We start from the raw sequence: 13303 nt of genomic DNA, 5'->3' as shown, positions 1-13303 counted from the left end.
GGGCAGGATCTGATCACCGAACCCGACGATGTGACGGAGGCCATGCCGGTGACCAGCACAACCGCCTCCACCGCCGTGTTCGCGAACCTCACCGGCAACCCCTGGCTGCGCTTCGCGGCCCGCCGGCTCGGCCGGCTGCTGTTCTCGGTGTGGGTGCTCGTCACGGCCGCGTTCCTGATGATCCACCTGATCCCGGGCGACCCGGTCCGGGCCGCGCTGGGCAACACCGCACCCGTGGAGCTGGTCGAGGCCCGCCGCGCGGCGCTGGGCCTGAACAACCCGCTCTGGCAGCAGTACGCCGACTACCTGCGCCACCTGTTCGCCGGTGACTTCGGCACCTCGATGCTGTCGGGCATGCCGGTGTCGCAGGTGATCGGCGACCGGCTGCCCGCCACGGCCGAGCTGGCCGGGCTCGCGTTCGCCCTGGCGGTGCTCGTGTCGATCCCGCTGGGCCTGGTCATGGCGGTGCTGACCCGGGGCGGGCGGCGTCGGCCGGTCGAGCTGGCGTTCACCTCCGGCAGCGTGCTGCTCGCGGTGGTGCCCGAGTTCCTGGTCGCGGTCGGGCTGGTCTACGTGTTCAGCGTCGAGCTGGGCTGGGCGCCGGTGGCGATGCGCCAGGGCGCGTCGTCGTACGTGCTGCCGGTGCTCGCGCTGGCGCTGGGACCGGCGTCGGTGCTGGCCCGCATCGTGCGGGTGGAGACGCTCGCGGTGCTGCAGGCCGAGTACATCCGCACCGCGCGGGCCAAACGCCTGCCGGACCGGCGGGTCTACCTGCGGCACGCGCTGCCCAATGCGCTGACCGCGACGATCACCGTCGGCGGGCTGCTGCTCGGCGGCATGGTCGCCGGCACGGTGCTGGCCGAGAACGTGTTCGCCTGGCCTGGCCTGGGCAGCACCATCGTCAGCTCGATCCTGGCCAAGGACTACCCGGTGGTGCAGGGCGTGGTGCTGGTGTACGGCCTGGGTGTGCTGCTGGTCAACCTCGTGGTCGACGTGGCGCTGGCGCTGCTCGACCCCCGTTCCACGATCAGGGAGAGCTGAGCGGTGACGTCGCGGGCGAGGTGGGCCGGGGTGCTGCGGACGCCGGTGGGCATGGCCACGGCGGTGCTGCTGGGCGTGGTGCTGCTGCTGGCGGTGGTCGCGCCGCTGCTGTGGGGCGGCCGGGCCGACGCGGTCGACACGGCGCACATCCTGGCCCCGGCGTCGGCGGAGCACTGGGCGGGCACCGACAACCTGGGCCGGGACATCTTCTTCCGGGTGCTGGTGGCCACGCGTACCTCGGTGTGGCTGGCGCTGCTGTCGACCGGCCTGGGTGTGGCCGTCGGGCTGCTGCTCGGCACCGCGCCGCTGCTGCTCGGGCCGCGACTGGGCCGCCTGGTCACGGCCGCGGTGAACATCGCCGTCGCGTTCCCCGGCCTGCTGCTGGCGCTGTCCTTCGCGGTGATCTTCGGGGCGGGTGCGAGCGGCGCCGTCCCGGCGATCGGGCTGGCCATCGCACCCGGGTTCGCCCGGCTGACGCAGACCCTGGCCGCGACCGTCGCCGGGCGCGACTTCGTGGCCGCCGCCCGGATCGCCGGCGTCGGGCGGGTCCGCGTGCTGCTGCGCCACGTGCTGCCCAACATCGCCGAACCGCTGCTGGTCAACGCGACGATGGCGGCGGGCGGCTCGCTGCTGGCCTTCGCGGGCCTGTCGTTCCTGGGCCTGGGCGTGCAGACGCCCGGCTACGACTGGGGGCGGCTGCTCGGCGAGGGACTGAACGGCATCTACCTCAACCCGGCCGCCGCGCTGGTGCCCGGCGTGGCCGTGGTGCTGGCGGGGCTGGCGTTCAACCTGGTCGGCGAGGCGGCGGCGAAAGCCGTCGGGCCGCGCACCACGACGGCGCCTGCCCGTGGCGCATCCGTCGACGTCGCCGCGCCTGCGGAACGGCGTGGCGCGGACCGCGCCGGTGTCGCCGGGCAGGACGATGCGGTGCTGGTCGTGGAGGATCTGAGGGTCTCCTTCGGACCGGTCACGCCGGTCCGCGGGGTCGGGTTCACGCTGCGGCGCGGCGAGGCGGTCGGCATCGTCGGGGAGTCGGGGTCCGGCAAGAGCCTGACCGCGCTCGCCGTCGCCCAGCTGATCGAGCAGCCGGGGCACGTCGCCGCACGGCGGCTGGAGTTCCTCGGCGACGATCTGCTGCGCACCCCGCCCCGGGCCCGGCCGCGGCTGCTCGGCACGTCCCTGACCATGGTCTTCCAGGACCCGATGACCTCGTTCAACCCGGTGCAGCGCATCGGCCGCCAGCTCGCCGAGGTCGCCGAGCAGCACCTGGGCCAGCGGCGCGGGCCGGCGCTGGCGCGGGCCGTCGACCGGCTGCGCGCGGTGCGCATCCCCGGCGCGGCACGCCGGGCACGCCAGTTCCCGCACGAGTTCTCCGGCGGCATGCGGCAGCGGGCCATGATCGGCATGGGCCTGATGGGTGAACCGAAACTGATCATCGCGGACGAGCCGACCACCGCGCTCGACGTGACCGTGCAGCGCCAGGTGCTCTCGCTGCTGGCCGAGGTGCGGGCCGCCGACGACGTCGCGGTCCTGCTGATCAGCCACGACCTCGGCGTCGTCGAGCAGGTCTGCGACCGGGTGCTGGTCATGTACGCGGGGCGGTTCGTCGAGGACCTGCCCGTGGCGCGGCTGCGCGGCGGGGCGCGGCACCCGTACACCCGGGCGCTGCTCGGGGCTGTGCCGGACCTGGCCACCGACCGCGACCAGCCGCTGGTGGTGATCCCCGGGCGGCCCGCCGACCCGGCCGCACCGCCGCCCGGCTGCGCCTTCGCGCCGCGTTGCCCGCTGGCCGACGATCATTGCGGACGCGCCGATCCCGCGCTCGTCGACGACGGCTCGGGCGGGCGGGTGGCGTGCTGGCACGCCGACGAGCGCCCCGAGCCGGTGCTGTCCGCCGCGACGGAAGGGGAGGGGCGATGAGCGAGCTGACCTTCGAGGACGTGACCGTGCGGTTCGGCAGCGGGCGGCGGGCCATGACCGCGGTCGACCGGGTGCACCTGACGGTGCCGTCCGGTGCCGTCGTCGGGCTCGTCGGCGAGTCCGGCTCCGGCAAGTCGACGCTGGCCAGGGCCGCCGTCGGGCTGACCCCGGTGGCCGGCGGGCGCATCCTGCTCGACGGGCGGCCGCTGCCGCGCGGCGGGCGGCGGCCACTGCAGATGGTGTTCCAGGACCCGTACTCCTCGCTCGACCCGCGGATGACGATCGGCTCCTCGATCGCCGAGGCGATCCCGCGCGGGGCGGTGGCGGGTGCGGCGGGCCGCCGCGACGAGGTGGCCCGGCTGCTGGAACTGGTGGGCCTGCCCGCCGACCGCGCCGCCTGCCACCCGGCCGAGCTGTCCGGCGGGCAGCGGCAGCGGGTCGCGCTGGCCCGGGCGCTGGCCGGACGGCCCGACGTGGTGATCGCCGACGAGATCACCTCGGCATTGGACGTGTCCATCCAGGGCACCGTGCTGAACCTGGTGCGCGACCTGCACCGCAGCCTGGGGCTGTCGATGCTGTTCATCACGCACGACCTGGCCGTGGTGCGCTACGTCAGCGACTACATCGCGGTGATGTACCTGGGCCGCATCGTCGAGTACGGTCCGGCCGCGTCGGTGCTCGCGGACCCGCAGCATCCGTACACCCGCGAACTGCTGGCCGCGGCACGGCGGCCGGGCGGCGCGACGTTCCCCGACGGCCCGCCGCCGCAGGTCGCCGACGCCGAACCGGCAGATCCACACCACCCGCCGGCCGGCTGCCGGTTTCACCCGCGCTGCCCGGTCGGTCCGCTGGTGCACGCGGACCGCGCCGTGTGCCGCGATGCCGCGCCGACCGGCGAGGGCCGTCGGCATCGGGCCGCCTGCCACTTCGCGGCGAGCGCCACCGAGCAGCCCGACGCATCCGGGAGCGGCCGCACGTCGCACCCGGCCGAGCGACCCGGCGCGACCACACCCGGCGGACCGCCGACGGACCCGCTGTCCTGACCCACGGGGCCCACCGCCGACCCGGCCGCGGCCCGCCCGACGAAGCAGTCGCCGCCCCACCGGGCGGCGCGACGACATCGACCTGACCGACCAGCGAGGAGATCCCGGTGACCACACGCCAGCGAATCGACGATCTGACCAAGTTCGCGGTGCCCGAGCAGCCCGCGCTGTCGCCCGACGGCGGCACGATCCTGTACGTGCTGCGCACCGCGGACGCCGAGTCCGACCGCAACCGGCACGCGATCTGGCGGGTCGGCACGCGCACCGGCGAGGCCGAGCAGCTCACCCGCGGTGACGCCGACTCGGCCCCGGCGTGGTCGCCGGACGGCACCCGGGTCGCGTTCCTGCGCGCCCAGGACGGCCCGGCGCAGCTGTGGCTGCTGCCCGCGGCGGGCGGCGAGCCGACCCGGCTGACCACGCTGCCGCTGGGCGCGGGCGCGCCGGTGTGGAGCCCCGACGGCACCCGCATCGCGTTCGGCGCGGCGGTCGACACGCATGCCGCCGACGGTGAGGACGACCCGGCCCGCGCCCGGCGGGCCAAGGCCCCGATCGTCGCCGACCGGCTCGACTACCAGGCCGACGGCGCGGGCCTGCTGCGCACGATGCGCAAGCACCTGCACGTGCTCGACGTCGCCACCGGCCAGGTGCGCCAGGTGACCGCGGGGGACTGGCACGCCGGTGACCCGTCCTGGTCGCCCGACGGCACCACGCTCGCCTTCGCCGCGGCCACCGCAGCCGACGCCGACCTGCGCGTACGCGTGCCCGTGCACGTTCTCGACGTCACCGACCCGGCGGCCGTGCCGCGTCAGGTCGGGCTCGCCGACGGCGTCGCCGGCCCGGTCGGCTGGACGCCCGACGGGCAGCACCTGCTGGTCGTCGGCGGCATCGACGGGCCGGTCGGGCACGCCCGGCTGCTGCGCCTGCCGCTGGACGGCGGTCCGGCCGTCGACCTGGCCGCGGCGCTGGACCGCAACGTCATGTCGGGCGGCCCCGGCTACCCGGGCGCCGTGCCCCGGTTCGTGGACGGCGGGCGCACCGTGCTGTTCTGCGTGCGCGACCGCGGCTGCACCCACCTGTACGCCGTGGACGCCGACGGCGGCACGCCCCGCCCGGTCCTCGCCGGTGCCGGGCTCAACGTGTCCGGCATGGCCGTCGCCGGGGACACCGCCGTCATCGTGCTGGGCACCCCCACGTCGTACGGCGAGATCGTGACCGTCGACCCGGTGACCGGCACGCGTGACGTGCGCACCTCGCACGGGCCCGACCTGTCCGGGCTGTTCACCCGCGAGGAGCGCGAGTTCACCGTCTCCGACGGCACGGTCGTGCACGGCTGGCTGGTTCGCGACCCCGCCGTCACCGGCCCGCGACCGCTGCTGCTGGACATCCACGGCGGCCCGCACAACGCCTGGAACGGCGCGGCCGACGAGATCCACCTCTACCACCAGGAACTCGCCGCCCGCGGCTGGACGGTGCTGCTGCTCAACCCGCGCGCCAGCGACGGCTACGGCGAGGACTTCTTCAACGCCGCGGTCGGCGCGTGGGGCGACGGCGACGCCAAGGACTTCCTGGAGCCGATCGACCAGCTCGTCGCCGAGGGGCTCGCCGACCCGGCGCGGCTCGCGGTCACCGGCTACAGCTACGGCGGGTTCATGACCTGCTACCTGACCAGCCGGGACGGGCGTTTCGCGGCGGCCGTCGCGGGCGGGGTCGTCAGCGACCTGGACAGCATGGCGGGCACGTCCGACCAGGGCCACTTCCTCGCCGTGCACGAACTCGGCGGGCTGCCGTGGCAGGACCCGGCCCGGTATGCCGCGATGTCGCCGTTCGCGCGGGTGGACCAGGTGCGCACGCCCACCCTCGTGGTGCACGGCGGCGCGGACCTGCGCTGCCCCGTCGGGCAGGCCCAGCAGTGGCACGCCGGGCTGCGCGAGAACGGTGTGCCGACCAGCCTGGTGCTGTACCCGGAGGGCTCGCACCTGTTCATCCTCGACGGCGCGCCCTCGCACCGCGTCGACTTCAACCGCCGCGTCGTCGACTGGGTCGAGCAGTACGCCGGGACCGGCCGCGCGCCGGTCGACGCCGCGCACTGGCAGCGCCGCCTGTCCGCGCTGGCCGCCAGGCACAAGGTGCCCGGTGCGACGCTCGGCATCCTGCGGGTCGGCGTCGACGGGCGGCCCGACGAGCTGGTCGAGGCCGCGTACGGCCTGCTCAACCGCGACACCGGCGTGACGGCCACCACCGACTCGGTGTTCCAGATCGGCTCGATCTCGAAGGTGTGGACCGCCACCGTCGCGCTGCAGCTGGTCGACGAGGGCCTGCTCGACCTCGACGCCCCGCTCTCGCAGGTGCTGCCCGAGCTGCGGCTGTCCGACCCGGACGTGGCCAAGCAGGTGACCATGCGGCACCTGCTGACCCACACCAGCGGCATCGACGGCGACGTGTTCGACGACACCGGCCGCGGCGACGACTGCCTGGAGGCGTACACCGCACTGCTGGCCGAGGTCGCGCAGAACCACCCGCTCGGCGCGACGTGGTCCTACTGCAACTCCGGGTTCTCGCTGGCCGGGTACGTCATCGAGCGGCTCACCGGCGGCACCTGGGACAAGGCGATGCGGGACCGGCTGTTCACCCCGCTCGGCCTGACCCGCACCGGCACCCTGCCCGAGGAGGCGCTGCTGCACCGTGCCGCCGTGGGTCACGTGGCAGGCCCGGACGGCGAGCAGCTGCGCGCCCCGGTCTGGGGCCTGCCCCGGGCGCTGGGCCCGGCCGGCCTGATCAGCGCCAGCGCCGCCGACGTGCTCGCCTTCGCGCGGATGCATCTGACCGGCGGACTCGCCGCCGACGGCACCCGCGTGCTGAGCGCGGACAGCACCGCCGCGATGGCGGAACTGCACGCCGACCTGCCCGACAAGCACTCCCTCGGCGACTCGTGGGGCCTGGGCTGGATCCGGTTCGGCTGGGACGGGGCGCGCCTGATCGGCCACGACGGCAACACCATCGGGCAGGCCGCGTTCCTGCGCATGCTGCCCGCGCAGGGTCTCGCCGTCACCATGCTCACCAACGGCGGCAACGCCCGCGACCTGTACGAGGAGCTGTACCGGGAGATCTTCGCCGAGCTCGCCGGGGTGGCCATGCCGCACCCGCTCGCCCCGCCGGCCGGCCCGGTCGCGTCGGACCTGACGCCGCACGTGGGCGTGTACGAGCGGGCCGGTTCCCGGGTGGAGGTGCTCGCCGACGGCGTGCTGCGGGTGACCATCACCGGGCCGCTGGCCTCGCTGATGCCGGACCCCGTGCACGAGTTCACGCTGACCCCGGTCGCCCCCGACCTGTACGTCGTGCGTGAGCCGGGCCAGCAGACCTGGACCCCGGTGACGTTCTACGGCCTGCCCACCGGCGAGCGGTACGTGCACTTCGGCGTGCGGGCCACCCCCAAGGTCGGCTGATGTCGCTGCTCACGCGGATGCACGACGCGCTGCCGGGCCTACTGGCCGACATCGAGGAACTCGTGACCTGCGAATCCCCGTCGGACGACCTGGCCGCGGTGGCGCGCAGCGCCGAGGTGGTGGCCCGCGTCGGCGGCCGCCGCCTCGGCGTCGCACCGGAACGCATCGTGCGCGACGGGCGCACCCACCTGCGCTGGCGCTTCGGCGCCGGCCCGGCGCGGGTGCTGCTGCTCGGCCACCACGACACGGTGTGGCCGATCGGTTCGCTGGCCACCCACCCGTTCACGGTGGACGGCGGGGTGCTGCGCGGGCCCGGCTGCTTCGACATGAAGGCCGGGCTCGCCATGATCTTCCACGCGGTGGCCGCGCTGCCGGACCGCGACGGCGTGACGATCCTGGTCACCGGCGACGAGGAGCTGGGCTCGCCCAGCTCCCGCACCCTGGTCGAGCAGGAAGCCACCGGCTGCGCCGCAGCCCTCGTCCTGGAAGCCTCCGCCCCCGGCGGCGCCCTCAAGACCGAACGCAAGGGCGTCTCCCTCTACCGGGTACGCGCCACCGGCCGCGCCGCCCACGCCGGCCTCGAACCCGAACGCGGCGTCAACACCACCATCGCCCTCGCCGAAGCAGTCCTCGCCGTGGCCGCCCTCGCCGACCCCACTCTCGGCACCACCGTCACCCCCACTCTCCTCACCTCCGGCACCACCACCAACACCGTCCCGGCCTCGGGCGAGTTCGCCATCGACGTCCGCGTCCGCACCCCCACCGAACAATCCCGCATCCACCTCAGCCTCCTCGGCGTGGAAAGGAAGGGCACCTTCCCATCGTTATCTGTAGCGGAAGGTGCCCTTCCTAACCATGCGGCGGCGTTGGAGCTGGTGGGCGGCCCGAACCGGCCGCCGCTGGACGCCGCGTCCTCGGCCGGCCTGTACGCCCGCGCCGAAAAGCTCGCCGCCGAACTCGGACTGCCCCCACTGACCTGCGCCGCCGTCGGCGGAGCGTCGGACGGCAACTTCACCGCGGGCGTCGGCACACCCACCCTCGACGGCCTCGGCGCGGTCGGCGGCGGCGCCCACGCCGACGACGAACACGTCCTGATCGCCGAACTCCCCACCCGCACCGCCCTCCTCACCGCCCTGACCACCGACCTCCTGACCTGACCGCCCCCGCCCGCCCCGCGCCCGCCCCGCGCGCCTTGATCGTTCGACTTGCCTGGCACATGGGCGAATGGCGCTCCATGATTCGCACGAGTGCCAGGCAAGTCGAACGATCTTGGGCGACTGTGCGCGAACGGTGCGCCCGGACGAAACGGGGGCCTGGTGTTGGCGGGTGGGACGAACTAGCCTTGCCGTCCTGCTCCTATGTTCGGACGGTGCTCGCGCCAGTGAAGATGAACCTGCGTTCCCAGGCCACCCTCGGCCGCGTCCTCGACGATCTCGGCGCGACGCTGCTCGAGCTGGTCCACGGCGACGCGGACCGCGGCGGCGACATCGGCGGCGTCGCCATCCACGACCCCCTCGAAGAGCCCGTGCTGCCGCAGCGCGCCCTCGTGCTCGGCGTCGGCCTGCGCGAACCCGCCGAGGTCGCGACGCTGTTGCGCACCCTGGGCCGGCACGACGCGACCGCCCTCGTGCTGCGCGCGCCGCTGGCGCTGACCCCGGAGCTCCGCCAGGCCGCCGACGAGTCGGGCGTGGCGCTGCTCGCGCTCACCCGCGGCGCGTCGTGGGCGCAGCTGGCCGCGCTGCTGCGGGCGCTGCTCGCCGAGGGCGACGTCGGCGACGCCGAACCGCAGACCATCGGGGGTATGCCCTCAGGTGACCTGTTCGCCCTGGCCAACGCGGTCGCGGCGCTGCTCGACGCGCCGGTGACGATCGAGGATCGCAGTTCCCGCGTGCTGGCGTTCTCCGGCCGCCAGGACGAGGCCGACCCGTCCCGGGTGGAGACGATCCTGGGTCGCCAGGTGCCCGAGTACTACGCGCGCATGCTGGCCGAGCGCGGCGTGTTCCGCGACCTGTACCGCAGTGACCAGCCGGTGTACGTCGAGCCGCCGGGCGAGCCGGGCGGGTTCAGCGTGCCGCGGGTGGCGGTCGCGGTGCGCGCGGGCGACGAGGTCCTCGGCTCGATCTGGGCGGCGGTGCGCGAGCCGTTGAGCGGCGAGCGCAGCCAGGCGTTGCGCGACGCGGCCCGCCTCGTGGCGCTGCACATGCTGCGCATCCGCGCCGGCGCGGACGTGGAACGGCGGCTGCGCGCCGACCTGCTGAGCACCGCGCTGGAGGGCGGCGCGGGAGCGCGCGAGGCGCTGCACCGCCTCGGCCTGGCCGATCAGCCCGTGGTGGTGCTGGCACTGGCCATGCTGCCGCCCGGCAACGAGTCGATCGGCGCGGACGTCAACCTGACCAGCGAGCGCCAGCGCCTCGCCGACGGCCTCGCGATGCACCTGAGCGCCGTGCATCCGCGCTGCGTCGCGGCGCTGGTCGGCGACGTCGCGTACGGGCTGCTGCCGGTGCCCCGCGACGGCGACGGCGAGCAGCGCGCGCTGCGTATCGCGACCGACTTCCTCGACCGGGTCGGCGACCGGGTGCGCGCGGTGATCGGCATCGGCGCGGTGGCGGCGGACGCGGGCGGCCTCGCCGACGCGCGGGCCGGGGCCGACCGGGCGCTGCGGGTGCTGCGTTCCGGCCCGGCGCACGGCACGCACGGGCACCGCGTGGCGCGGCTGGCCGACGTGCACGTGGAGTCGCTGGTGCTGGAGTTGCGCGACCTGGTGGCGGCGCGCGGCGACCGGCCGACCGGGCCGGTCGCGCGGCTGTTCGCGTACGACGAGCAGCACCACGCGAACCTGGTGGACACGCTGCGGGCGTGGCTGGACGCGTTCGGCGACGTCATCGCGGCGTCGGCGGCGATGTACGTGCACCCGAACACGTTCCGCTACCGGCTGCGCCGCCTGGCCGAGGTCGGCGGCCTGGACCTGACCGACCCGGAGGCTCGCTTCGCCGCCATGCTCCAGCTGCGCGTGATCACACCGGAGCAGCGCCGGGCCTGAGGGTCAGGGCCGGGCGGCGTCGTCGCCTCCGCTGCGCCGATGCCTGAGGAACGCCAGGTCGTCGCGGCGTGCGTGATCGTGGGCCACGCTACTCGGACTCGCGCCGTGCACCGTCTGCGCGTGCAGGTCCGCGCCCGCGTCGAGCAGCGCGCGGATCAGCGCCGGGTCGCCGCCGTTCATCACGGCCACGTACAGCGGGGTGCGGCCGATGCGGTCGGGCACGTCCACCGGCAGGCCGGCGGCGTCGAGCAGCGGCAGCAGCCGGGCGTGGTCGACCCACATCGCCATGTGCCGCAGCGACCAGCCGCCGCCGTCGCGCATCAGCGGATCGACCACACCCCGGGCCAGGGCGTCGAGCAGCCAGTCGGTGTCGCCGTCGAGCATCTGCTCGCGCACCCGCCTGCGCTGGGCGGTGAGCCCCTTCGGCAGCCGGCCGACCCCGGACAGCCAGGTGTCGCGTACCGCGAAGCAGCCCGCGCCCGGCCCGCCCAGCACCCGCAGCGTCTGTTCCCGGCGCAGCTCGTCGGCATCGTGGTCGTGCAGCCGCAGCGCCCCGTCCCGCACGCTGACCACATGCCACTCGCCCCGGCAGCGCACCCGGACCGGCGCACCGGGCTCACCCGCCGCCGGTTCCGGCGCACGCCCGGTCGGCATGGCAGGGGCTGGGGCGGCCACGGGTCCGGGGCGGGCCGGCGCGCGGCCGGCCGGTCGGGGCGGGGCCGCGTGCGGCAGGGCCGGCAACAGGGCGGCGCGCAGCAGCGGGTGCAGTTCGGCGGGGGTCAGCAGCCCGGCGTGGAGCAGGGCCAGGTCGGCCGGGACCGGGCCGCTCGCGACCTGTGGCGGGCCCTCGTTGTACTCGTGCGGGTCGGACTCCGCCGCGATCAGATCGTCGCCGACGCTCACGTTGAGATGTGCCCCGAACAGCGTGTCCACCCGCTCGGCGGGAAACCGGGGGCGCTGGGCGAAGGTCGCGGCCGCGGCGCGGATCTCGTCGGCGAGCCCGACCGGGCAGGTCGGCCCGGCGGAGCGGCGCTGCAGCGCCTTGGTCTCGGTGAACGGGATCTCGATGCCGCAGGCGTGCCAGGCGGCGGTGTGCTCGCCCGCGGCCAGCATCAGGTAGACACGTTCGGTCGCGGCGGCCGTGTCGTCGCCGGTCCCGAGCGCGGACCAGGGCAGCGGCGAGCCGTCGGGTGCGAGCAGCGGCGGCCGGTCCGCCGCGCAGCCCCACGCGGTACGCAGTGCGTCGGTCTCGCGTACGTCCCAGTTGTGGCGCGGTGCCACGTACCAGCGGTGCCATTCCAGCTCGCTGAGTGTCAGCACGTCCACGCGCAGCCGTTGCGGGCCGGTCGGCGACAGCGGCAGGCGCACCCGGATCAGCGGGGTGCCGTGGTCCACGGCACGCGGCGCGAGCACGGCGCTGGTCCGGGCCCGCAGCGTGGTCATCCCGCCCTGGTGCCGGGGCAGGTGCCAGAGCAGCAGGTCCAGGGCCAGGTGGTGGAGATCATCGTCGATGTCGGCCGCGGCCTGCGTGCCGAACCGCTCCCGCACCGCGTCCAGGTCCACCTCGATGTCGGCGTCGGCGAACGCGGCGGCCGCGCGCCAGTCACCGGCGGCGCGGGCGCTCGCGGCGGCGGCGACCGCCGCGGGGGAGGGCATGCGGTCGCGGATGCGCCGCCACTGCGTCAGGTCCGGCCGCAGCAGCGTGATCATCCGCACACCTCCTCCGACGGTGGGTGGCAGGCCGACCGGATTCGAACCGGCGTCCTCCAACTGCGCGAAGTGGCGCGACGACCTCTGCGCTACGGCCTGCCGCCGGCAGCGTACCCAGCGCCTCCGACAGCGGACGCGGGTGTGTGGGACGTGACCGGCAGGCCTAAGGTGTCCCCTGGTCGCGAATCGGGTTCGCACATCGGGCATCGGAAGGTCATGAGCAGCCACACCACCACCGCCAAGGCAGTCGAGTACGCCATTCCTGCCGTCGTCGACAGTCCTGAGGGGGCGCGCCCGCCCGCCGGTCGGCTCGGTGGCTGGTTGCTGCAGCATCGGGTGCAGCCGGTGGGTCCGGAGGCTGATGAGAGTCACGCCAAGCCGCAGTCGTGGTGGAAGGTGATGTGCCTGACCGGTGTCGACTACTTCTCGACCCTGGCGTATCTGCCCGCGATCGCGGCGACTGCGGCGGGTGCGTTGTCGCCGTTGGCGACGTTGCTGATCGTGGCGTTGACGTTGCTGGGCATGTTGCCGATGTATCGGCGGGTGGCGAAGGAGAGTCCGCACGGGCAGGGTTCGGTGGCGATGCTGGAGGATCTGCTGCCGTTCTGGCGGGGTAAGGCGTTCGTGCTGGTGCTGCTCGGTTTCGTGGCGACGTCGTGGATCATCACGATCACGCTGTCGGCGGCTGACGCGTCGGTGCATCTGCTGGAGAACCCCCTGGCCCCGCATTTCCTGGAGGGGCATGCGGTCACGATCACGGTGGTGCTGCTGCTGATCCTGGGCGGGGTGTTCCTGCTCGGTTTCAGTGAGGCCGTCGGTGTCGCGATCCCCCTGGTCGCGGTGTTCCTGGGCCTGAACGCGGTGATCGCGGTGTACGGGCTGGTCGAGGTGTTCACCACGCCCGGCGCGTGGACGGGCTGGGCGGATGCGTTGATCAGTGGTGGTGGCGGTTTCGGTGGGATGCTGGGCCCGGCGGTGTTGGCGTTTCCGCTGCTGGTGCTGGGCTTGTCCGGGTTCGAGACCGGCGTGAGCATGATGCCGCTGGTCGCCGCCGAGGGTGAGGACGGCCGCGCGCGGATGGCGTCGCGGGTGCGTAACACCCGCAA

7 protein-coding genes, 1 tRNA gene and 1 pseudogene are annotated in these 13303 nt (G+C 74.7%); 7 read left to right on the top strand and 2 right to left on the bottom strand.

The genetic code is table 11. The features are described from left to right. The first annotated feature begins 48 nt into the window (after positions 1-48). From HAV39_RS36870 to HAV39_RS36845, 6 genes are all read left to right on the top strand, one after another. A complete protein-coding gene (locus HAV39_RS36870; protein WP_239120399.1) occupies positions 49-1041 on the top strand; it encodes an ABC transporter permease in 993 nt (330 codons plus the stop codon). A 3-nt stretch (positions 1042-1044) separates the two neighbouring features. Beyond that, positions 1045-2961: a dipeptide/oligopeptide/nickel ABC transporter permease/ATP-binding protein gene (locus HAV39_RS36865; RefSeq protein ID WP_239120400.1), complete on the top strand. Its 1917-nt coding sequence runs from the start codon at positions 1045-1047 to the stop codon at positions 2959-2961. Then, a complete protein-coding gene (locus HAV39_RS36860; RefSeq protein WP_191843793.1) occupies positions 2958-4004 on the top strand; it encodes an ABC transporter ATP-binding protein in 1047 nt (348 codons plus the stop codon). The genes HAV39_RS36865 and HAV39_RS36860 overlap by 4 nt, the downstream gene beginning before the upstream one ends. A gap of 107 nt (positions 4005-4111) precedes the next feature. Then, complete coding sequence (locus tag HAV39_RS36855) at positions 4112-7447, top strand: serine hydrolase (protein ID WP_191843792.1); 3336 nt, start codon at positions 4112-4114, stop codon at positions 7445-7447. Further along, positions 7447-8604: a M20/M25/M40 family metallo-hydrolase gene (locus tag HAV39_RS36850; protein WP_239120401.1), complete on the top strand. Its 1158-nt coding sequence runs from the start codon at positions 7447-7449 to the stop codon at positions 8602-8604. The genes HAV39_RS36855 and HAV39_RS36850 overlap by 1 nt, the downstream gene beginning before the upstream one ends. A gap of 212 nt (positions 8605-8816) precedes the next feature. Continuing rightward, entirely contained in the window at positions 8817-10487 is a 1671-nt protein-coding gene (locus tag HAV39_RS36845; RefSeq protein ID WP_239120402.1) for a PucR family transcriptional regulator, read from the top strand. Positions 10488-10490: 3 nt separating this feature from the next. On the opposite strand, the gene HAV39_RS43465 is transcribed toward HAV39_RS36845, so the two are convergent. Together HAV39_RS43465 and HAV39_RS36835 are read right to left on the bottom strand one after the other, a co-directional pair. After that, complete coding sequence (locus tag HAV39_RS43465) at positions 10491-12197, bottom strand: ankyrin repeat domain-containing protein (protein WP_191843791.1); 1707 nt, start codon at positions 12195-12197, stop codon at positions 10491-10493. 26 nt (positions 12198-12223) lie between these two features. Further along, positions 12224-12296 (bottom strand) — tRNA-OTHER (locus HAV39_RS36835). Positions 12297-12413: 117 nt separating this feature from the next. On the opposite strand from HAV39_RS36835, the pseudogene HAV39_RS36830 reads away from it, so the two are divergent. Further along, positions 12414-13303, top strand: a pseudogene (locus tag HAV39_RS36830) (amino acid transporter); the annotation flags it as partial.

The organism is Catellatospora chokoriensis (genome assembly GCF_011297315.1).
Taxonomy (GTDB): domain Bacteria; phylum Actinomycetota; class Actinomycetes; order Mycobacteriales; family Micromonosporaceae; genus Catellatospora; species Catellatospora citrea.
Note: the sequence above shows the minus strand (reverse complement) of the source record. Positions and strands in the feature narration are given on the sequence as shown.

Bases quoted from the DNA above. Each gene is read 5' to 3' on its own strand.
- HAV39_RS36860 (WP_191843793.1), top strand. From the start codon at position 2,958: ATGAGCGAGCTGACCTTCGAGGACGTGACCGTGCGGTTCGGCAGCGGG.
- HAV39_RS36850 (WP_239120401.1), top strand. From the start codon at position 7,447: ATGTCGCTGCTCACGCGGATGCACGACGCGCTGCCGGGCCTACTGGCC.
- HAV39_RS43465 (WP_191843791.1), bottom strand. From the start codon at position 12,197: ATGATCACGCTGCTGCGGCCGGACCTGACGCAGTGGCGGCGCATCCGC.